The organism is Cryomorphaceae bacterium (genome assembly GCA_017798125.1).
In the GTDB taxonomy this organism is placed as follows: Bacteria; Bacteroidota; Bacteroidia; order Flavobacteriales; family ECT2AJA-044; genus ECT2AJA-044.
Window position 1 is genome coordinate 1,812,802 of the sequence record CP059070.1, and the last position, 19,950, is coordinate 1,832,751.

Sequence of the window (19,950 nt, forward strand, 5' to 3'; positions counted from 1 at the left end):
CGGGGAGCTACTCTTTTACAAAGCGGTTAAGGCTATTTCGGACCTCTAAAAAATATAGGCCCGATTTCAATTCCGACACATCTACGCACTCACATTCTGCGTCGTATGGAACAAGTGCAATGAACCGCCCTTCAGGGCCATACACCCTTAACTTCTCATTGTGGAGAGGAGCACGACCACCTATGAATACGGTATTCTCACAGGGGTTTGGATAAAGGATCGAAGGCCTTCTCGGTTCGTTTAATCCCGCAGTGGCAGCGCATTGATCGATTTGCCCAAACTGCTCGATGGCGTTAAAGACATCTTGCTCCACAGTATAGAAGACAGACTGATTGTTACTCTGATAACCCATACCTACACCATTCGTTACGAATACGAAGCCTACTTTTCGAATGGTATCGAAATAGGCATCACTAACTAAGCCGTATGCCTCACCCGTATGACCAAACATTTGCTGGCTTCCAGAAAGGGCAACATCGTTTCCTGGATAAGAAGTAATCCGGTGCATGCCCAGTCCCCAACTTCGAAAGAGTCCGAAGTATGGATTGCCGTTGACCCCGTTGTAAGACCATTGATTGGAGCTCATCTGAAGGCACGCTGCCGGTGAAAGGAGGGTTGCACCATTCCACGTTCCTTGATTCATGAGGCAAAGGAATAAAACGCTTAAGTCCTCCGCTGAACATCTGAACCCTCCTTGCGGTGCGAATCGTCCTCCGTTAGTCCCGGGCAAATACCCTATTGTGTTTCCTGGAGGTAGTGGAGTGCCTTGATAGTCATCTACTTGTGCCGTCCAAACGCCCCCTGGCTTACGGTAGAGGACAGCTAGCTCATTTAAGTCTTGAAGATCTGAAACGTTGAATGATGCATCTAAGCCCAATGGCTGGGAAATGTTTTGTTTGCAATAGACGTCAAACCGGAGTTGTGATACCGCTTCGACAATGGTTCCAAGAATGACGTAGTTGATGTTGGCGTAGTTAAAGTACTGGCCGGGTATTGTTTGGTTGAATTGGGTGGCATCGTAATAAGCCCCTGCGGGTTGAAGTAGTGCGTTCAGGTTTGGGATTGGGGTGCTGTTGTAGGTTGCGCTTAAAAAACTGGAATAGGTAGGCCCATCAATAATTGACGAGGTATGAGATAATAGCATACGCACCGTAATGGAATCACTCGTATAATGAGGATTCGATACAGCATATCCGAGATAAGTATTGATGTTTTCGTCTAGATCAATCAAGCCTTGATCGACCAATTGCATAACGGCAATTGCCGTAACGGTCTTGGATATACTCGCTACTCGGTATTTCGTGTCAGAAGTAACCGCGATGCCTCTCCCGTAGTCAGCTGTGCCGAATTCGTGGCTTGCAATGACCCCGTTTTCACAGAAAAGGACAAGGGAGCCGCCCATCATATCGTTTTGTACACCGATATGGCTAAAGGCCGAGTCGAGACTCTGAGCAGTTAGGTTATAGCCGACGAGTAGGCATATACTCAGACAAATTCTACTCCAACCGTTCATATGCGCCGAGATCCGGACCGATGTCATTTAGTCTTGGGTTTCCAAGCAGGTCAAAGGGAATCTGCTGGCTCAGCGAGAGCTTGGCGATGTTCTGGGCGCCGCTCAAAGTATCGAGCTGATTATCCCCGTTAAAGGGATCCACAAACTTAGGGTCCACATTCCAAGAGATTTGATCGAACTGTGTGGGGTCGCTGAAATCGATCCACGGTTGGTTGGCGTAATCGTTTTGGTTTAAACGAATGATGCTGTGCTCAAAGAAGTACTCAAATTGACGATCATCATCTCGATCGAAGCCTAACTCATTCGTATTATTTCCGTAGATAATGCAGTTCCCGAAATAAGCCTCTTCCAAATCTCTGGGGATGATGTTCCCGTTGATGTCCTCGTACCAGTTATTCAAAAGAACCGCAGGGGTACCACGCGAACCACCCACCCAGTAGGCGCTCATAGTACAGTGCTCAAAGCGATATCTTCCTCCAATCTGGCACACCACATTGTGGATTCCGCAATTGCTGATCTCCACATTTTGCGCCAATAGGTCTGTTCCTTGACCCAGGATTCCCACGGAGGCCATGTTTCTAATAATGGAGTTTCGAATGGTTAGATTTCGCTGACCAACGCCCGGCACGGTGTCTACGCGAAGTCCGACCGTTCCGTTTTTAATGGTGGCGTATTCAATTTCATTGTCTCTAGATCCGGCACTCAACCAAATAAAACCCCATTGCCCCGGTTCTTCTTCGAATTCAGGCTCAAGGCGATCTCCTTGAATGAGGACGTGATTAGCCTCTTGCCCCTGAATCTTCAAGGTGCCCCCATTGAAGACCCATAGAACGGCTTGGTCGTGCAGATGGACGTTCGCTCCAGCCGTGATGTCCAATTGGCAATCCGTATCCACCACAGCAAAGCCATAGATAACGTGGGGTTTATCATTGAGCCACACATCATTGCAATCAATAATGGAGTAGCGGAGGATCACGTTGCCTTCACTGTCGGTCAGATCGGTGTCGGGGTAGTGGAAGTAGGCGTCTTGCCCCCAAGCTTCCATAATGACGCGCTGTTGGTTGCCATTGGTGTTGCAGATGACGCTGTCTTCTAGAATGAGTGGATTGTTGTCGTTATTCGGGTCAATAGTGACTTCTGCAAACACGTATATACTGTCTCCACCGTCGAGTACAATATTGTTTAGCTCGTTGGAAGGTGTTCCGTTGATGTTCAATCGAAACTTACTGTTGTCACCGCCGGCTAAGGCAATACGGTCAATTTCAACGGCTTGATCGTTCCGGTTGTAGATTTTGAAACTGCGCGTCGCGGAACCAATAGTGGTGAAGACGGTATCAAATATGACCGTATCTTTGCTGAAGCTCAGTTTAGCTGCAGGATCAGTAGTGATTTGCTGCTCTTTTCGACAAGCCGCGAAGAGAAGGACAACACCGAGCAAAATGAATGTTCCGATACGCATGGGTGCAAAAGTATACAATCATGTACGAAGGATTAACGAATTTATTTTCTCAAAGGGTTGGTGAATTTGGTATAACTCCGTATTTTTGCGCTCCCAATTAAAGGTAGAAGACATGAAAGAAGGAATTCACCCAGAAGGTTATCGTTTAGTCGCTATGCGCGATGTAAGTGATGGGTATACCATTATCACCAAGTCTTGTGCAGAATCTAAAGAGACTGTAGAAGTGGATGGTGTTGAGTATCCTTTGGTAAAATTGGAGATCTCTAGCTCATCTCACCCATTCTACACCGGTAAGATGAAGCTTGTAGATACCGCTGGTCGTATTGACAAGTTCAAGAATAAATACGCCAAGTTCTCGAAGAAATAAGACGCTTTACAGCGATCGAAATAAAGGTAGACCCCGCCCTAGGCGGGGTTTTTTATTTCCCTATTTTTGGGTAAAACCTAGGCACATGAACATCCTGCTTTTCGACGGACCGGAACGCGATGACTTACTCCCATTGACCTTTACACGCCCTGTCGCTGATTTACGCTGCGGAATTTTAACCCTGCGGGAGAAGTGGGAAAAGCGCAGCGGGCTGACCACAACGACCTTGACCGAGGAGTACTTAAGTGCCAAATGGCCGGCTGTTGAGGCCGAGGATAATATCTTGGTCAACGGCGCTGCCTGTGTTAATGATGAGCTTTATGAAGCGGTGACTCATCTGGCCGTAGGCCAAGTGCTTCACGCTAAAGGGGATGAAGAAGAGCCTGGGCCAGTTTTGGCCGTTCGAGCCAGTATCGATGCTTTGGAAGAGGGTGCTTTAGAGGAAATGGAGTCCGTTGAATTTGAAGGTGAATACGTTCATATCCAATTTCCTTGGGATTTGTTTCGAAACAACGGCGAGGAATTGGAGCGCGATTTTGAGCTCCTGACCAATGGAAGAGAGAGTGCGCCCATTTCAACGTCCAACACCCTGATCGGAGACCGTGTGTTCTTGGAAGAAGGAGCTTCAGTAGAAGCTTCTATTTTAAACAGTACAGCCGGACCCATTTATGTAGGTACAGACGCCACCATTATGGAAGGCTGCATTGTTCGTGGAGGCTTGGCGCTTTGCGATCATGCCACTTTAAAAATGGGAGCTAAAATTTACGGGCCTTCCACCTTTGGTCCGCATTGCAAAGTCGGTGGAGAGGTTAACAATTCCATTATGATTGGCTACAGCAACAAGGGGCACGACGGCTTCTTGGGGAATAGTGTCATTGGTGAGTGGTGTAACCTCGGTGCGGATACCAACAACTCAAACCTCAAGAATAACTACGCTGAGGTGAAGGTCTGGAACTATCCCGCCGGGCGTTTTATTCCGACCGGTTTGCAGTTTTGTGGTCTCATAATGGGGGATCATAGCAAAAGCGGAATCAATACCATGTTCAATACGGGAACCGTTGTCGGTGTATCCTCGAACATATTCGGAGGTGGTTTCCCTCGGACCTTTATCCCGAGCTTTAGCTGGGGAGGATCGGGTGGAATGACTCAATTCAAGCTTGCAAAAGCGGAAGAAGTGGCCACCAAGATGATGGAGCGAAGAGGTCTGTCGTACGATGAAGTGGAGCAAGGCATTATGCAGGAAGTGTACAAAATGACTTTTCCAAAGGAGGAATAACCTGACCTTCTGTCATTGGCACAGCGATTGCAAAAGAGGTGTTCATCGGCCCGCAGGGCCAAAATCAGTCTTTTGAATACCCAGAACTGACAATATTACCATATATGGATCTTTCCGATTATGACTTTCAACGCGTGTCTTCCGGTGGCTTTGCCGACGAAGACAGCGAATTTATACCCTTGATGACCTCGGAGGACGAGGAGCAAATGAATGCCGAAGAAGTTCCGCAGGATTTGCCCATTCTTCCGCTGCGCAATACCGTACTCTTTCCAGGTGTCGTGATTCCCATTACGGTGGGGCGTGACAAGAGTATCAAGCTCATTAAAGATGCCTACAAGGGCGACAAGACCATCGGCGTGGTGGCGCAAATCGACAAAACGGTAGAGGAGCCTGGTGCCGAGGATTTGTACCGTGTAGGAACCATGGCACGGATCATCCGCATGTTCCGAATGCCTGATGGAAATACGACCGTGATCATTCAAGGTAAGAAGCGCTTCCACTTGGAAGAATTGACAGAGACCGATCCGTACTTCCGTGCAATGATCAAGTCCATGGAGGAGGCCAAGCCTGCTGCTGGCGATGAGGAATTTGAAGCCCTCGTAGGAACCATCAAAGATCTGGCCCTACAGATCATCAAGGATTCCCCGAACATTCCGACCGAAGCGACTTTTGCGATCAACAACATCGAAAGCCCGAGCTTCTTGGTGAATTTCATTTCTTCCAACATGAATTTGGAAGTGGAGGAGAAGCAGAAGATGCTCGAGATGGCGGACCTTAAGGTCCGAGCCAGCCAGACCTTGAAGCACCTGACGGCTGAACTTCAGCTCTTGGAGATGAAGAACGAGATTCAGAGCAAGGTCAAAACCGACATCGACAAACAGCAGCGTGAGTATTTCCTGCACCAGCAGATGAAGACCATCCAAGAGGAATTGGGTGATAAGACTTTCGAAGCCGAATTCCAGGAGATGGAGGAGAAGGCGGCCAAAAAGAAATGGCCCGAAAAGGTAGGGGAAACCTTCACCAAGGAGCTGAATAAGCTTCGCCGCATGAATGCGCAAGCTCCTGATTTTACCGTACAGCGCAACTACCTAGAGTTGTTGCTGGACCTTCCCTGGAACGAATACACACAGGACAATTTCGACCTGAAACACGCCGAAAAAGTCCTCGACAGCGATCACTACGGTCTCGAAAAAGTCAAGGAGCGCATTATTGAGCATTTGGCCGTTTTGAAGCTCAAAGGCGATATGAAAGCGCCGATCCTCTGTTTGTACGGCCCTCCGGGAGTGGGTAAAACCTCCTTGGGGAAATCGATCGCACGTGCCTTGGGACGCAAATACGTTCGTATGTCTTTAGGCGGTCTCCGCGATGAAGCAGAGGTGCGCGGGCATCGAAAAACCTATATTGGAGCTATGCCGGGTCGCATCGTTCAGAGTTTGAAGAAGGCCGAAACCTCTAATCCAGTGTTTGTTTTGGACGAGATCGATAAGCTCTCTCGCGATCTACATGGAGATCCGAGTTCCGCTATGTTGGAGGTATTGGACCCAGAGCAGAACAGTGAGTTCTATGATAACTACCTGGAAATGGGTTACGACCTTTCTAAGGTCTTGTTTATTGCTACAGCCAATAGCCTAGCGTCTATTCAACCCGCTCTACGTGATCGTATGGAGATCATTGAGATCACCGGATATACGGTAGAGGAGAAGGTGGAAATCGCTAAACGTCACCTACTACCGAAGCAAATTGAAATGCACGGGCTTCAAAAAGGTCAAGTGCGCGTGGCAAAGAAAGCCATGGAATACATGGTGGAGCACTACACCCGTGAATCGGGGGTTCGTGGTCTGGAAAAGACGATTGCCAAGGTAGTGCGTCATGCTGCTAAGAGCATAGCTATGGAGCAAAGCTTTAGCGAAAAGGTTGAGGTGGCTCAGGTTCAAGAGATTCTCGGACCAGAACGCATCAATCTCTCTAAGTATCAGGACAATAATGTCGCTGGAGTGGTTACCGGATTGGCTTGGACACCGAGTGGTGGTGATATTCTCTTTATCGAAAGTTCATTGAGCAGAGGAAAGGGAATGATGAAGCTCACCGGTAACTTGGGTGACGTGATGAAGGAGAGTGCAACCATTGCCTTTGAGTACTTGAAGTCAAATGCGGAGCGTCTAGGGATTGATTACAAGGTTTTTGATCACTGGAATTTGCACATTCACGTACCTGCCGGTGCTACGCCAAAAGATGGTCCTTCTGCGGGTATCACCATGCTGACCTCATTGGCGTCGCTGTATACGCAGCGTAAAGTGAAGGCACGTTTGGCCATGACTGGGGAGATTACACTCCGTGGACGCGTTCTTCCGGTTGGAGGGATCAAAGAGAAAATCTTGGCCGCAAAACGAGCCAACATTAAGGAAATCATCCTCTGCGAGGATAACCGAAAAGACATTGAGGAAATTCCAGAGCAGTACATCACTGGATTGACCTTCCATTACGTACAATACATGGAAGAAGTTCTGGACTTAGCCTTGACCAACCAGAAGGTTAAGGAACCCAAGGAACTCAAAATTTGGAAGTGATAAAGTAGAGTTCCGTATTTTAGACTAATGCGGAACCTCTACACGCTCTTGATTTTTAGTCTGGCCTTCAGTGCCACAAAGGCTCAGGATAACAATTACTGGTTTCAAACTTTTGGAGCTCCGGCCTCCGCGTTGGGTGGAAACGTCATTGCAGGTGTACGCGATAACAGCGCTGCATTCTACAATCCAGGAGCACTGGGCTTTATTGAGGATCCTGATATTTCGGTGTCCGGAAATGTCTACGGCTACCGGTATTTTGACTTAGAAAATGGATTGGGCGAGGGTACCGACGTATTTACGGGTGGCTATTTGCTCTATCCACAAATGCTATCGAGTGTTTTTCGAGTAGGCAAGGATAACCCTTGGCACATCAATTTCAACTGGCTAACCCGGAATCATGCGTTCAAGATCATGAATGAGCGCTATGAGCAGGATTATGACGTTATCTCGGTTCTAGAGGGAGATGAACGGTACGTAGGTTCCTTGGATTATTTTCAAGACCTAAGTGAGCAATGGGTTGGTATCGGAGCCGGTAGGCCGCTGAATGAATATTGGTCCGTGGGTTTTTCTGTATTCGGGACTTACCGGTGGCAGCTGAACCGTTTCGAATCTACATTGGAGACTTATCCACAAGACAATTTTGTCGAATTGCCCGATGGTACGGTTACGCCTTGGTATGTGGCCAGTCAAGGCGCATTGCAACGCGTTCAATTCGAGAATTTTCAGCTCATTGCAAAGGGTGGTGTGGCCTTTGAAAAAGGACCGTGGAAGCTGGGCCTGACGGCGACTGCTCCCAGCATAAACCTGAATGTGCGTTTGATTGAACTAGGTTATATCACGCGTGTGCAACGGCAGCAAAACTTAGGGGTGCCGTATGACCTGAGCTATGTATTTGAGAACGCCTTATTCGATTTTCAGATCAGTGACAAGCAGAAAAGGCTACCCACCAACCATAAAAAGCCGCTATCTTTTGGTTTCGGAGCAGAGTATGCTTTCCCACGAACGCGTGTCATGTTCAGTTGTGAGTATTTCTTTGCCATAGAGACTTATGCCGTGATTCGCGGTGCTCAGCGCGACGATCTAATTAACCCGCCCTTCCTTCAGGAATTCTTGGAGCGCCCGAACTACATGACCATTTACGAACAGAACAAGGCCGTGTTTAACTGGGGAATTGGCCTCGAGCATGAGCTTGAAAACGGTTGGCTGATCAGCGGAGGCTTCCGAACAGATGGACATTACCATGAGGACGACACTTCCGAGGAGTGGGAGGGAGCTATGGACCTTCTTCCGCTTGAAATCGACTTCCTCCATTTTAATGCCGGTGTTGCTGTTCCCACGGAATCGGGACGTTTTACCCTGGCCTTTCACCATGCACGGGGTAGAACCGAAGAACGCGAGCCTATTATCAACATGATTGATCCTATTGACTACAATGAGGAAACCGGTGAGATCTTGCGCGGAACCGTGCCTACGGAGACCAATCTAACCCATTTCCAGATCAACATGATTGTGGGATATACGCATTTGTTCTGATGAATCGAGCCAGGTGCATACTCTTGATCTTGACCGCGTTTTGGGCCCTACAGCTACGTGCACAAGACAACCACTATTGGTATCAGACTTTCGGAGCTCATAATGGAGCTCTTGGAGGCAATGTAGTCGCTGGAGTGCGGGACAACAGCGCCTTGTACTATAATCCTGGAGCAATTGGTTTTAACTCCCTAGCCAACTTATCCATTGGAGGAACGGTTTACGGGTACAACCACACAAGTTTGAATGATGCCCTAGGGGAAGGGATTGGACTATCATCGAATTCCTTACTCACATTTCCGCAACTCGTGGCAGGAACTGTGGGTTTCAATAAAGAGGAAGAAGAAAACCCATGGAGACTCACCTTTGGTTTACTTACTCGCCAGTATTCATCGAAACGTTTTGATCAAGCCTACACGGAGGTTGGGCCTGATATAATCGCGGCTATTCCTGGAGAAGAACGCTTTACAGGCTCGTTGTTTTACGAGAATAATTTATTCGAATATTGGATTGGCCTAGGTATGGGTCGGAAGCTCGGAAAGCACCATGCTATTGGAGCATCTTTATTCGGAACCATAAGGTCACAGAAAAGTCGATTTGAGGTCACTCGAAGGGCTGACTTTCCGGAGACCGAGAATATAACCTTACCGGACGGGAATACGGTGCCTTACTACTGGACTGAAATTCGCTCATTGCAGGGATATTCCATTCAGACGACAAGTCTTATTCTGAAGCTGGGCTGGGCATATGAAAAGGAGGATTGGAAGTTAGGAGCCACAGTTACCATCCCGAGCCTCCCCATTCGATTGACTTCACTGGGAATTGGCGCTGCGAATGTAGTACGTGATCAAAGTCAATTGAATTTAGGAATTCCTTATGACCCTTCATTCGTACAAGAATTCCTGCTCGGGGATTTGACTGTTTATAACAAGGAAATCAAAGTTCCGGCCACTTACTTAAACCCAACGTCGATTTCATTTGGAGTACAACGGGACTTTCCCAATTCACGGATCATGTTTTCAGCGGAGTACTTTCTTCCCATAAACCGCTATACGGTTGTGGATGCACAGTCCCAAAACAGTATTGTGAATCCTCCGAATTACTTTCTAGGCATCAACGAGGATAATTATGCCGACGTAGCAGAGCAGCATCGTCAAGTGTTAAACGTAGGGGTTGGCTATGAGTACAACTGGGACAGTAGTTTTTATCTTCACGCTGGGTTTCGTACAGATTTTAGTTACTCTGTAGATCAAAGCGAATACTTCAACAGTGCGGAACTCAGCTTGACGAGTTTGCCACTAAACTTCTATCATGTTTCACTAGGGGGAACATTTGCACGGCCAAGAGGCTATTTGACCTTAGCGCTGGATCAAGCTTTTGCCGGTAAAAAAGAAATAGAATCTTTAGTGAACTTCAGAAATCCGGTGGATTTTGATCCGCAGTCAAATACCAGACTTGAAGGTGTCGAAAGTGCTTCGGGTAGCGCATTTGTCTATCAAGTCACCCTTATTGTCGGGTACACCTTGGTCTTCTTTTAAGCGTCTTCTTCCTTTTTACCTTCCCAACGAGTTAAGTTCCATCCGTAGGCAATTTGACCCCAGAACCCCTTTGGAAATTTTTCAACCCCTGGGAATCCAATCTTGATGTGGGCATCATCTTTAGGAATGTCCGCCGTGCCGAAAATGTAATCCCATACGCTCAGCGAAATTCCGTAGTTCAAGCCGTACTTGCGGCCGTTTGGCATATTGTATACGTGATGCCACAAGTGCATGACGGGATTATTGATGAGGTACTTTAAAGGGCCATAGGTCAAGTGGATGTTTGCGTGATTCAGGTGTCCGATGGCGATGGCAATGTAGAATACGATGAAGGCCTGTTCAGGGTAGAAGTTTCCAATGAGCATGACCATGATGTACTTCATGGGAGTGTAGAAAACATTCTCCATCCAATGGTACCGCAAGTGGGCGGCAAATCCCATTTCTTCAACACTGTGGTGGACCTTGTGGAAACGCCACAAAAAAGGAATCCGGTGAAGAAGGACGTGTGTGAACCATTGAATGAAATCGGTCGCTACAAAGAAAACAAGCAGTTGTATCCATGCAGGGTATTTCTGCATGTCAACAATGATCAGTTTATTTTCCCATCCTGAGCCAAATACATCGTTGACCAGCATATACGTCCACTCTGAAAACGCCATGAAGATGACGATCTTGAAGATGTAGAAATTGAAAAACATGTAGAAAGCATCGAGCCAGAAGTCTTTGCGTACTCGGGCTTGCCCTTTTCTCCATGGGAATGCAATCTCCAATCCCCAAACAGCCAAAGAAAGGACGACCAACCACCAAAAGTAATTCACGTACCAAGGGTCAACTTGAAAGGTGATTTCTCTCCAAGTATAGCCAGCGAAGTTGGTTGTGGCTTGCCAAAAGGCTTCTAAATAGCGCTCCATGATAATCTCAATTAAGATGTCTCTTCATCTGCGACGGCCTCGATAGGAAGTTCTTCGAAGAAGCTCCACTCCGTCCAACTGCCATCGTAGTTGCGGACATTTCGGTATCCTAACAATTCTCGTAAAACAAAGGTTGTATGGGCCGATCGAACTCCACTGTGGCAGTAGACAATGATCGGCGTGTCAGCATGCAGTCCACGCGATTGATAGAGTTCTTCAATGGCTTCTAACGTATAGAACTCTTGGGTCACGCGATAATCAAAGGTCAGGCAATAGTCGACCCAAAGTGCTCCGGGTATATGTCCTGCCCTGAATGCGCCCAACTTCTGGTTTCGGCCCTCAAACTCATCTTGAGACCTCGTGTCTAATATGACTATTGCACTGTCGGCTAAGGCGGCTTCAACATCTGACCGTTGAGCGTGCCAATCGGCCCGTGAGGGCCCTTCTAAAACAAACTCCGACGGCGCCTTATGAATGGGCTCCGTGCTAAGCGGACGATTACTTCTTTGCCAAGCCGCTAGTCCGCCATCGAACATGTAGGCATCATCGTATCCGTAGTACTTCAAAATCCACCAAAGGCGTGCCGCGTCTACTAGACCTTTGGCATCGTATATCAAGATTTTTTGTCCAGTCGAAATCCCTAGTTCGGAGAAGAGCTGCTCAATCTGCTCACGAGTGGCGCACATGCCTGAATAGGGAAGATCGTGTCGTTGGATATCGTCGCGCCAAACTTGAAGTGCTCCGGGTAGATGGCCCTCGGCAAATTCATGTGGTCGCCGTAGGTCGATGACTGCCCATGAGGAGTCGGATAAGGCGTTCTCCACCTCTTCAAGGCTCAGAAGAGAAGGAGAGCTGACTTTTTCGTTCACAACCACGACCTCTTGTTGCTCTCCGGTAGGGCGGTTGCAGGCCATGGACATCGAGAGGGTTGCTCCCAACAAGACAATACTTATAATTCGAGCATGTACCATTCTTCGATGTCTAAGTTTTTTCGGCGGCCAAAGTCCTTGGGCGCATAATACTCGGCCAAGTAGTCCAGTATTTTGTCTTCATTAGGCCCCAGGTCCCAGAGTTTCTGGGTTTCCTGCATCCAAACGATCGTCTTTTTCCAGTTTTCTCGGCTCATTCGATTTTGTGTGATCAACTTGGCGCTGTGACAAGCCGTGCAACTGGCCCGGACGATCTCAAATCGCTCGTCGTATACGAGACCCGTGGCGACATGGATGCCTTCTTCAATTTTTTCCACGGCATCGGTTGATTCTTCGAAGGTGGCCACTTCGGCTTGGGCGGGAAAGTACTGATCCAGCGAAAAGGACTGTGGCCGGGTCAATTGGATAGCTGTAATGACCCCCAGAACCCCAACCAGAAGAACCAGGCGGGTTAAATTCTGCAGAATGCGCAGTAATTCGGGTTTCTTTGATGGCTCCTTAAAACTCACCTTTAGATGACTTTAATGGCAATTCGATGCGTGGCGTTATTCAAATAGCCCTTGGGATTCCAGCCAGGTGTAATCATTGGTTGGGACTCACCGGCATCATCCGTGGCCTTAGCCCAGACTTCGTAGTATCCTTTTTGAGGGAATTTCACAGTGGCGGTCCAGTGCTGCCAGGCCAAGCGATTTACGGCGGGTTCGAGCTCGGCATCTTGCCACGTGGCACCGAAGTCGATGCTGAATTGCATCCGCTTTACTGCTCGCTCTCCGGCCCATGCATGACCCCGAATGTCGAGCGTCTTGCCCAATTCCATCATTCCCCCAGACTTTGGATAGGTGATCAGTGATTTTACCGGCATCGAGTGAATGATGCACATATCTTCAGGCTTTACTTCCTCTCCGGGGGCAACCGGCTCGCAAGGCACTCGATAGCTGGGCGCTTCCATCTTGGCGCCATCGTGCACGCGATCACGTACCAAGATTTTGGTCAGCCATTTTCCCGAGACACTTGCCGGCCAACCACCCAATACCAAGCGCAGAGGATATCCATTGTGCTTAGGAATGTCCTGACCATTCATCTGGAAGGCTATCAAACTTTCTTCCTGAAGGGCTTTTTCGATGGGTACACCTCGGGAGATGACCACTTTATCAGGGTCTCCGCTAAGGTGAATATCTGCACCTTCATAGCCGATGTAGACCGCTTTGTCGGTGATTCCTACATCTTCTAATAAGTCTTTTAACCGAATTCCAGTCCAAGACGGACAGCCTACGCCACCCGTAGTCCATTGATTTCCTTTGGCGGGAGGATTGAATTCTGCACGGCCATTTCCCCCGCACTCTAGGGTCAGCTGGTAGGTATACTGCTTGAAATTCTCTTTGAGCTCACGTAGTGTGTAGGTCTTGGTTCCATTAACCGCTTCTCCTTCAATAGTGAGCGTCCAGGATTGGAGGTCAAAGGAAGCGGGTAGTAAACCGTTGTTTCGCACAAACATTTTATCTGCCGGGGTCACACGATCATCAAGGAGGTGAGCGGGCGTCTCAATGTTCCAGGGCTTATCGTTCAGTACTTTCAGTTCCCTTGATTTCCCGTCCAGTTCAAATGGGTCATCGCTGTCCGCGAGCAAGGCTGGAATCAATTTGGCCGGAAAGTTTGCACCAAAGACCATGTTCGCACCCAAAACGGCGCCTAAGGTCCCTAGTGCACTCTTAGTCAAGAACCCTCTTCGCGTAACGGCAGGTGCATCCTTTCCCCAAAGGATCTCGGCCGCGCGTTCAGGATCTTCGGCATAAAGCTCGTGTATTCCCTTTGGACTGTGCGATTCGTTCATAGCGGATAACTGTAGGTTACTTCCAAGGTACGGCGAATTTAGAGGAAGAACCGGACCTGGTCAGTGATTCCCGTCACTAAGCACTAAAGCAAAGCCGACTTCGTTTGTGAACTATAACTATCTTGCGCCCATGAAGCGATCGCTCCTTTGGATCCTCTTGTTTACGGCCTTTATAAGTTCGGCCCAGCCTGGCGGACGACACAGCTATGAGTTCTTGACTTTGGTGATGTCACCGCGTGTTGCGGCTATGGGAGGAGAGCTTTTGGCGATTCCCGACGGCGATATCAATGTTGGTTTGTGGAACCCCAGCGTACTGAACGACGAATCTACGGGGCAGCTCTCCATGAACTACGTCAATTACTTCGACGACATCAACTATGGTCAGGCAGCCTACGGCCGTAAGATTGAGCACGGATACCTGAGCTTTGGGGCGCGCTACGTCAACTACGGCACATTCGTTGAAACTGACGAATTCGGGAACATCATTGGGGAGTTTACCGGGTCCGATGTGGCCCTGACAGGAGGATACGGTCGTTGGTTAGATTCGTCTTGGTCGGTCGGCGCCAACTTTAAGCTCATTGGTTCTGCCTTGGCCAACTACGGCAGCATTGGATTTGCAACGGACTATGCCATTACATGGCACGCCAAAGAATCCAACTTAAACGCCAGCCTTGTTGTTGCCAACGTAGGTACACAAATTGCCACCTATACCCGTTCTCCCCGCGAGCCGCTGCCTTTCGAGATCAAAATGGCCCTAAGTGGTAAGCCCGAACATGCACCGATTCGTTGGCACATTACAGCCGAACATCTGGAACAGCTCGATTTGACCTTCGAGGACCCGAATGCCCCGAACACAGACCCATTAACGGGTGAGCCTATTGATAATTCGAATTCTCTGGGCAAAAAAATCATCAGCCATTTTGTCCTTGGAGCGGAGCTGTTCCCGGGAAACAGCTTCAATCTGAGAGCGGGGTACAATTTTAGACGTTCACAGGAAATGTCCTTAGCCACGCGCCGTTCCGGTGCGGGTTTCTCCTGGGGTTTTGGGCTTCGGCTGCGAAGCTTTCGAATCGACTATGCCATGGCCACCTATCACGTCAGCGGCGCCTCGCACCATTTTGGCATCAGCACAGACCTGAATAAACTATTCTAATCCATGAAGGAGTTGACCATCGCAATTGACGGTTATTCCAGCACGGGAAAGAGCACCCTTGCCAAAGAATTAGCGAAGGCCCTGGGGTATATTTATATCGATACGGGGGCCATGTATAGGGCTGTGACTCTAAGTGCCTTACGGCACGATGCATTTGCAACAGGGTCATTGGATCAAAACTGGTTGGATGACCATCTTCCCCAACTTGAAATAAGCTTTGATCGCGGCCCTGAGGGTCAAGTTTCCACCCTTTTAAACGGAGAAAATGTGGAGCAAGAGATTCGACAAATGGAAGTCAGCTCACGCGTTTCTGAAGTAGCGGCGGTCTCTGAGGTCCGGCGGTTCCTGGTAGCTCAGCAACAGGCTATGGGCGCTCGTGGAGGCACTGTCCTTGATGGTCGAGACATCGGAACCGTGGTGTTTCCGAACGCAGAACTGAAAATATTCATGACGGCTTCTGCCGAGGTCCGGACTGAAAGAAGGTATCAGGAGCTCCTTGAAAAAGGAGAGCAGGTGACGCGAGATGAGGTTCAATCCAATTTATTAGAGCGGGACCGCATAGACAGCTCAAGATCGGATAGCCCTTTGCGCCAAGCTGAAGATGCGCTGCTCTTGGACAATTCTACCTTGACGCGCGAGCAGCAATTTGATCAAGTGCTACGTTGGGCTCGGGAACGAATGAGCTAATCGCCTATCTTTAGCGCATGATACACAGAGAAGGATACGGAATTATACTTGGAGCTCTCTTGGGAGTTGTTGTTCTTTCGTGGGGACTCAACAGTCTGCATGATATTTACCTTTTAAAGATTGGGACCACCCTGGTCTTATGGGTGGTGTTTTTCTTAATCCTTCAGTTCTTCCGGAATCCAAGTCGCCGAATAGACGGCCATTCCTCCAATGAAGTGGTGGCTCCGGCCGATGGAAAAGTGGTGGTTATAGAAGAAACCGAAGAAGGAGAGTACCTGAAGGATCGCCGCATTCAGTTGAGCATTTTCATGTCTCCTTTGAACGTACACGTCAATCGAAATCCCATTGGAGGTGAGGTGAAGTATGCGAAATACCACAAGGGTAAATACTTAGTGGCTTGGCATCCAAAATCGTCAACGGAAAACGAGCGCACCACAGTAGTTGTGGAAAATGAGCACGGTCCCGTGCTTTTCCGGCAAATTGCTGGAGCAGTGGCACGTCGTATTCGATTTTATGTAAAGGACGGTGATCAAGTCCAACAAGGACACGAAATGGGGTTCATCAAATTTGGCTCACGGGTCGATGTGTTCCTTCCGCTCAATGCCGAAATCTTGGTTGAAAAGGACCAAAAAACAAGAGGCGGTGAAACGGTACTCGCTCGTATTCCAGAGGGCAATTCCTAGAAGAGGAGTTCAGGCTCAATAGCTGTGCTGCCGAGAAAATTTAGTGTCTTTTGAATATCCTCGCCTAAAAAGCGATCGTCCTCTACAAAAGGAACCGTCTTGCGGTATTCTCCAACCAGGGTTTCCAACAATTCGCTTGATCGAGCAGGACGTCTGAATTCAATGGCCTGTGCGGCATTCATCCACTCTATTGCCAAGATACGCTCGAGGTTATGCACGACTCTAATCAGTTTCGTGGCACCGTTGGCACCCATGCTTACATGGTCTTCTTGACCGTTACTGGAAACAATAGAATCTATTGAAGCTGGCGTGCAGAGTTGCTTGTTTTGGCTCACAATGCTCGCGGCCGTATACTGAGGAATCATAAATCCACTGTTCAATCCTGGGTGTGCAACTAGGAACTCAGGCAGGTCTCTCAGGCCGCTGACCAACTGGTAGGTGCGACGCTCTGAAATATTGCCAAGTTCGGCCAGGGCTATGGCCAAGTAATCCAGGGCTAGGGCAATGGGTTGTCCGTGGAAGTTTCCTGCCGATATGACTTCATCCTCTTCGATGAAAATAGTAGGGTTATCCGTTACAGAATTGACTTCAGTCAGCACTGTTTTCTTCACAAAGTGAATGGTGTCTTTGCTGGCACCGTGCACTTGAGGGATGCATCGAAACGAGTAAGGGTCTTGAACATGGGCTTTTGGACGCTCAATAAGTTCGCTTCCTTCCAGAAAGTCCCGCATCCGCTCTGCAGTCTCGATTTGACCCCGATGAGGCCGAACAAGTTGAATCAATTCATGAAAAGGCTCCGGTCTGCCGTCGAAGGCGTCCAGACTCAAAGCTCCACAGAGATCGGCCCAGTAGCTCAGTCTGTGCGCGGCAAACAGGGCATATACCCCATGTGCACTCATAAATTGAGTCCCATTTAGCAAGGCCAGCCCTTCTTTAGAGCTGAGCGGAATAGGCTTCCAGTCTTTCGTCTGGAATACGGTTGAGGTAGAGGTTCGTTTTCCTTCAAACCAAACTTCGCCTTCGCCTAAAAGTGGTAGAGCCAGATGAGCTAATGGTGCCAAGTCTCCGCTGGCACCAAGTGAGCCCTGTTCAAAGATGACGGGAATGACGCCTTCATTATACATGTCTACCAAGCGCTGGACTGTCATTAACTGAACCCCGCTATGACCCAGGCTCAGTGCGTGGATCTTGAGCAACAACATGAGGCGAACAATATCCTCGTCTACGAGGTCACCTGTGCCACAGGCGTGCGAACGCACAAGGTTATCTTGAAGCGTCTCAATGTTTTCCTCAGAAATGGACACTTTGCAGAGGCTTCCAAAACCCGTATTGATGCCGTATATAGGTTGCTCTGTGCGCTTTATTTTGTCGTCCAAGAACGACCGACATTTGACAATGAGGTCAATGGACTCTTGAGATAAAGAGATGGGCGCACGTTCATTCCAGATCTCGTAGATCTGGTTGAGCGTAAGCGGTTTTGGGCTAATGGCAAACATAGGTTTCGATTCAGCCTGGCAAAGTTAATGCTTCAGGTAGAATTTACTTCCGTAGACGATTCCAAATTGGGCAATTCCGTAGGTCAATAGAACACCCAGGCCGCCCGCTGGTAATGTGTCCACAAACTTGTCATATGCCAATAGGCTATCGGATGCTATGAAAAAGAGTGCCCCAATAGAAATCCATGTATAGGCCTGTTTTGGTTTGACGGTCCTCCAAAGTGCTGCAATCCCCATGGCCGTGATCATGATACCGTAAAAGATCACAGGAGCTCTCATCGCTGCCCCATCAGGTTGTGCGTGCAGATTGGAAAGGACTAGGCGCAGAAAGAAGGCGAGGTACCCTAGAAAAGGTAAGGCAATTAGCCCGCGCTGAAGAGGAGTAAGGCCAGGGCTTCCCTGGCGAGCAAATATGACAGTATAGCTTAGTTGAGCAAGAAAAAAGCACCCGAGGCCAAGAAGAAAGAAATCGGCACCGAACATCAATGTGACATCTCCTAGCCAGCTAAAAAACAATGCGGCTTGTAAGCCTCTAAAGACTTGTGCGTTTTCGTCCGCGTGTTCTCGTAAATAATTCCAGAGGATGGGGATGAGCAAGGGCTTAAAGACGTAGACAAGCCAGGAAGTGCTCGTCTCAGCGCCCACTATTACAAGGGCAAGAACCACAAAATAGAGGATGGGGCGAATATGCTCACGCTTCATAGATCCGTTCAAAAGGGTTAGGTACGCACGAATTTAGTTAAATGATCGAATTCCCTAATTCCGTATTTTTGAAGTGTGAAAGAGGCGAAAAAACTACTTCAAGACTACAAGCTCCGCGTGACCCCGGTCCGCAAAGAACTATTAGACGTACTTCGATCTCGAAACGAAGCGATGCCTCAACCGGAGTTGGTAAAGGTTATGGAGGGTTTTGATCGGGTGACGATCTACAGGACCTTAGCTGCCTTCGAAGAAAAGGGTCTGGTGCACCGAATAGTTAATGAACAAGGTGTTGGGAACTACGCGCTCTGTAGTGATGCTTGCGGACCAGATCATCATCACGATGCGCACGTTCACTTAGAGTGCGCCAATTGCGGAAAAATGTACTGCCTGGACGATGTAGAAGTTCCAGAAATAAAAATACCCGCGCGCTATAAAGCGCACGGGTTAAAAATTGTCACCCAGGGCGTTTGCCCTTCGTGTCAATAAGTGCTTAGTGCATATGTCCGTGAATCTCGTAACGTGAAATATGTCCGTCGTTATCAATCGCTGAGATTTCGATTACGAAATCCGCGTGATCCTCGTCGAACATTGAAGCGTCCAAGGTGATAGGAGTAAGGTTCACCAAGTCAAAGCTTGTTGCTCCGCCCGCTTCAATTTCTTCTTCATAGACTGGTTCGTGATCGTGTTCGCCTTCATCATCGTGATCGTGGCCATCATGATCGCCTTCGTCTTCGAATACGCGGACAAAGACTTCTTCAATCCCAGACATATCGTCAACGCTTCCAGTGAAAGAAACGACATCGTTTACATCATAGTCTTGGTCGTCCATAGGGCTTGAAACCGTGTATTGAGGAGCCTCGGCACTGGTTACCCAGAAATCGAACTCTTTAAACTCAGCAGAGTTTCCAGCGGCATCGGTACATTGAACAACCACGTGGTAAGGACCTGCGGTTGCATTTGCTGGAACCGTAAAGGTCTCTTCAGCTTCTGCATCCTGACCGCTCAACTCTACCGTACGGGTTTCGCTCCAAGAAGAAGCTACTTTACCGTGATCGTGGCCATCAAAGATGTCGTGAATGTCAAACTTAGCTTGTCCGAGCTCTTCGTTATCCGAAAAATCGGCATCCACTTCAAAATCATCACCTACAGCAACTTCTTCTGAACCATGAACATGCTCAATGATTGGTGCAGTGGTGTCTTCATCCGAGTCACAGGCAATAAAACCAAAGGAGATTGACAGGGAAAGGAATAATACTTTTGCTTTCATCTATTATTAATTTGTTATGCAACAGAGTTGCAAATATAATA

General features: G+C 48.4%; 18 protein-coding genes. 9 read left to right on the forward strand and 9 right to left on the reverse strand.

Annotated elements, in window-relative coordinates:
- Positions 1-7: 7 nt before the first annotated feature.
- Together HZ996_07935 and HZ996_07940 are read right to left on the reverse strand one after the other, a co-directional pair.
- A complete protein-coding gene (locus HZ996_07935; protein ID QTN39065.1) occupies positions 8-1,540 on the reverse strand; it encodes a serine hydrolase in 1,533 nt (510 codons plus the stop codon).
- Entirely contained in the window at positions 1,497-2,972 is a 1,476-nt protein-coding gene (locus tag HZ996_07940; protein QTN39066.1) for a hypothetical protein, read from the reverse strand. The genes HZ996_07935 and HZ996_07940 overlap by 44 nt, the downstream gene beginning before the upstream one ends.
- A 112-nt stretch (positions 2,973-3,084) precedes the next feature.
- Here HZ996_07940 and HZ996_07945 point away from each other — a divergent pair, with 112 nt between their 5' ends.
- From HZ996_07945 to HZ996_07965, 5 genes are all read left to right on the forward strand, one after another.
- Entirely contained in the window at positions 3,085-3,339 is a 255-nt protein-coding gene (locus HZ996_07945; protein ID QTN39067.1) for a type B 50S ribosomal protein L31, read from the forward strand.
- Positions 3,340-3,424: 85 nt separating this feature from the next.
- The gene (locus HZ996_07950) at positions 3,425-4,615 is read left to right on the forward strand and encodes a GlmU family protein (protein QTN39068.1); all 1,191 of its coding nucleotides are present in this window, start codon (positions 3,425-3,427) and stop codon (positions 4,613-4,615) included.
- 104 nt (positions 4,616-4,719) lie between these two features.
- Positions 4,720-7,182: an endopeptidase La gene (gene lon, locus HZ996_07955; GenBank protein ID QTN39069.1), complete on the forward strand. Its 2,463-nt coding sequence runs from the start codon at positions 4,720-4,722 to the stop codon at positions 7,180-7,182.
- Between the two features lie 27 nt (positions 7,183-7,209).
- On the forward strand, positions 7,210-8,715 hold the full coding sequence (locus tag HZ996_07960; protein ID QTN39070.1) for a hypothetical protein: 1,506 nt from the start codon (positions 7,210-7,212) through the stop codon (positions 8,713-8,715).
- On the forward strand, positions 8,715-10,250 hold the full coding sequence (locus tag HZ996_07965) for a hypothetical protein (protein QTN39071.1): 1,536 nt from the start codon (positions 8,715-8,717) through the stop codon (positions 10,248-10,250). Before HZ996_07960 ends, HZ996_07965 begins: the two co-directional genes overlap by 1 nt.
- On the opposite strand, the gene HZ996_07970 is transcribed toward HZ996_07965, so the two are convergent.
- Genes HZ996_07970 through HZ996_07985 form a run of 4 tightly spaced genes read right to left on the reverse strand, consistent with a single transcriptional unit; the run spans position 10,247 to position 13,921 of the window.
- Entirely contained in the window at positions 10,247-11,161 is a 915-nt protein-coding gene (locus HZ996_07970) for a sterol desaturase family protein (protein ID QTN39072.1), read from the reverse strand. The two genes, HZ996_07965 and HZ996_07970, sit on opposite strands and share 4 nt — an antisense overlap.
- An 11-nt stretch (positions 11,162-11,172) precedes the next feature.
- Positions 11,173-12,132, reverse strand: coding sequence for a sulfurtransferase (locus tag HZ996_07975; GenBank protein ID QTN39073.1), 960 nt, complete (start codon positions 12,130-12,132; stop codon positions 11,173-11,175).
- Positions 12,111-12,563 (reverse strand): monoheme cytochrome C, encoded by a 453-nt coding sequence (locus tag HZ996_07980; GenBank protein QTN40025.1) that lies wholly within the window; start codon positions 12,561-12,563, stop codon positions 12,111-12,113. Before HZ996_07980 ends, HZ996_07975 begins: the two co-directional genes overlap by 22 nt.
- 38 nt (positions 12,564-12,601) lie before the next feature.
- Complete coding sequence (locus HZ996_07985; GenBank protein ID QTN39074.1) at positions 12,602-13,921, reverse strand: molybdopterin-dependent oxidoreductase; 1,320 nt, start codon at positions 13,919-13,921, stop codon at positions 12,602-12,604.
- Between the two features lie 130 nt (positions 13,922-14,051).
- Here HZ996_07985 and porQ point away from each other — a divergent pair, with 130 nt between their 5' ends.
- The 3 genes from porQ to HZ996_08000 are packed head-to-tail and all read left to right on the forward strand — an operon-like array spanning position 14,052 to position 16,444.
- Entirely contained in the window at positions 14,052-15,074 is a 1,023-nt protein-coding gene (porQ, locus tag HZ996_07990) for a type IX secretion system protein PorQ (GenBank protein ID QTN39075.1), read from the forward strand.
- Positions 15,075-15,077: 3 nt separating this feature from the next.
- Positions 15,078-15,761: a (d)CMP kinase gene (locus tag HZ996_07995; protein ID QTN39076.1), complete on the forward strand. Its 684-nt coding sequence runs from the start codon at positions 15,078-15,080 to the stop codon at positions 15,759-15,761.
- A gap of 17 nt (positions 15,762-15,778) precedes the next feature.
- The gene (locus HZ996_08000) at positions 15,779-16,444 is read left to right on the forward strand and encodes a phosphatidylserine decarboxylase family protein (protein QTN39077.1); all 666 of its coding nucleotides are present in this window, start codon (positions 15,779-15,781) and stop codon (positions 16,442-16,444) included.
- On the opposite strand, the gene hutH is transcribed toward HZ996_08000, so the two are convergent.
- Both hutH and HZ996_08010 read right to left on the reverse strand, forming a co-directional pair.
- The gene (hutH, locus tag HZ996_08005) at positions 16,441-17,940 is read right to left on the reverse strand and encodes a histidine ammonia-lyase (protein QTN39078.1); all 1,500 of its coding nucleotides are present in this window, start codon (positions 17,938-17,940) and stop codon (positions 16,441-16,443) included. The two genes, HZ996_08000 and hutH, sit on opposite strands and share 4 nt — an antisense overlap.
- Positions 17,941-17,964: 24 nt before the next feature.
- Entirely contained in the window at positions 17,965-18,642 is a 678-nt protein-coding gene (locus tag HZ996_08010) for a lysoplasmalogenase (GenBank protein QTN39079.1), read from the reverse strand.
- A gap of 75 nt (positions 18,643-18,717) precedes the next feature.
- Here HZ996_08010 and HZ996_08015 point away from each other — a divergent pair, with 75 nt between their 5' ends.
- Positions 18,718-19,128 carry a transcriptional repressor gene (locus HZ996_08015; GenBank protein QTN39080.1) on the forward strand — a complete coding sequence of 137 codons (411 nt, stop codon included), beginning with the start codon at positions 18,718-18,720 and terminating at the stop codon, positions 19,126-19,128.
- A 4-nt stretch (positions 19,129-19,132) separates the two neighbouring features.
- On the opposite strand, the gene HZ996_08020 is transcribed toward HZ996_08015, so the two are convergent.
- Complete coding sequence (locus tag HZ996_08020; protein ID QTN39081.1) at positions 19,133-19,909, reverse strand: DUF4625 domain-containing protein; 777 nt, start codon at positions 19,907-19,909, stop codon at positions 19,133-19,135.
- Positions 19,910-19,950: the final 41 nt, after the last annotated feature.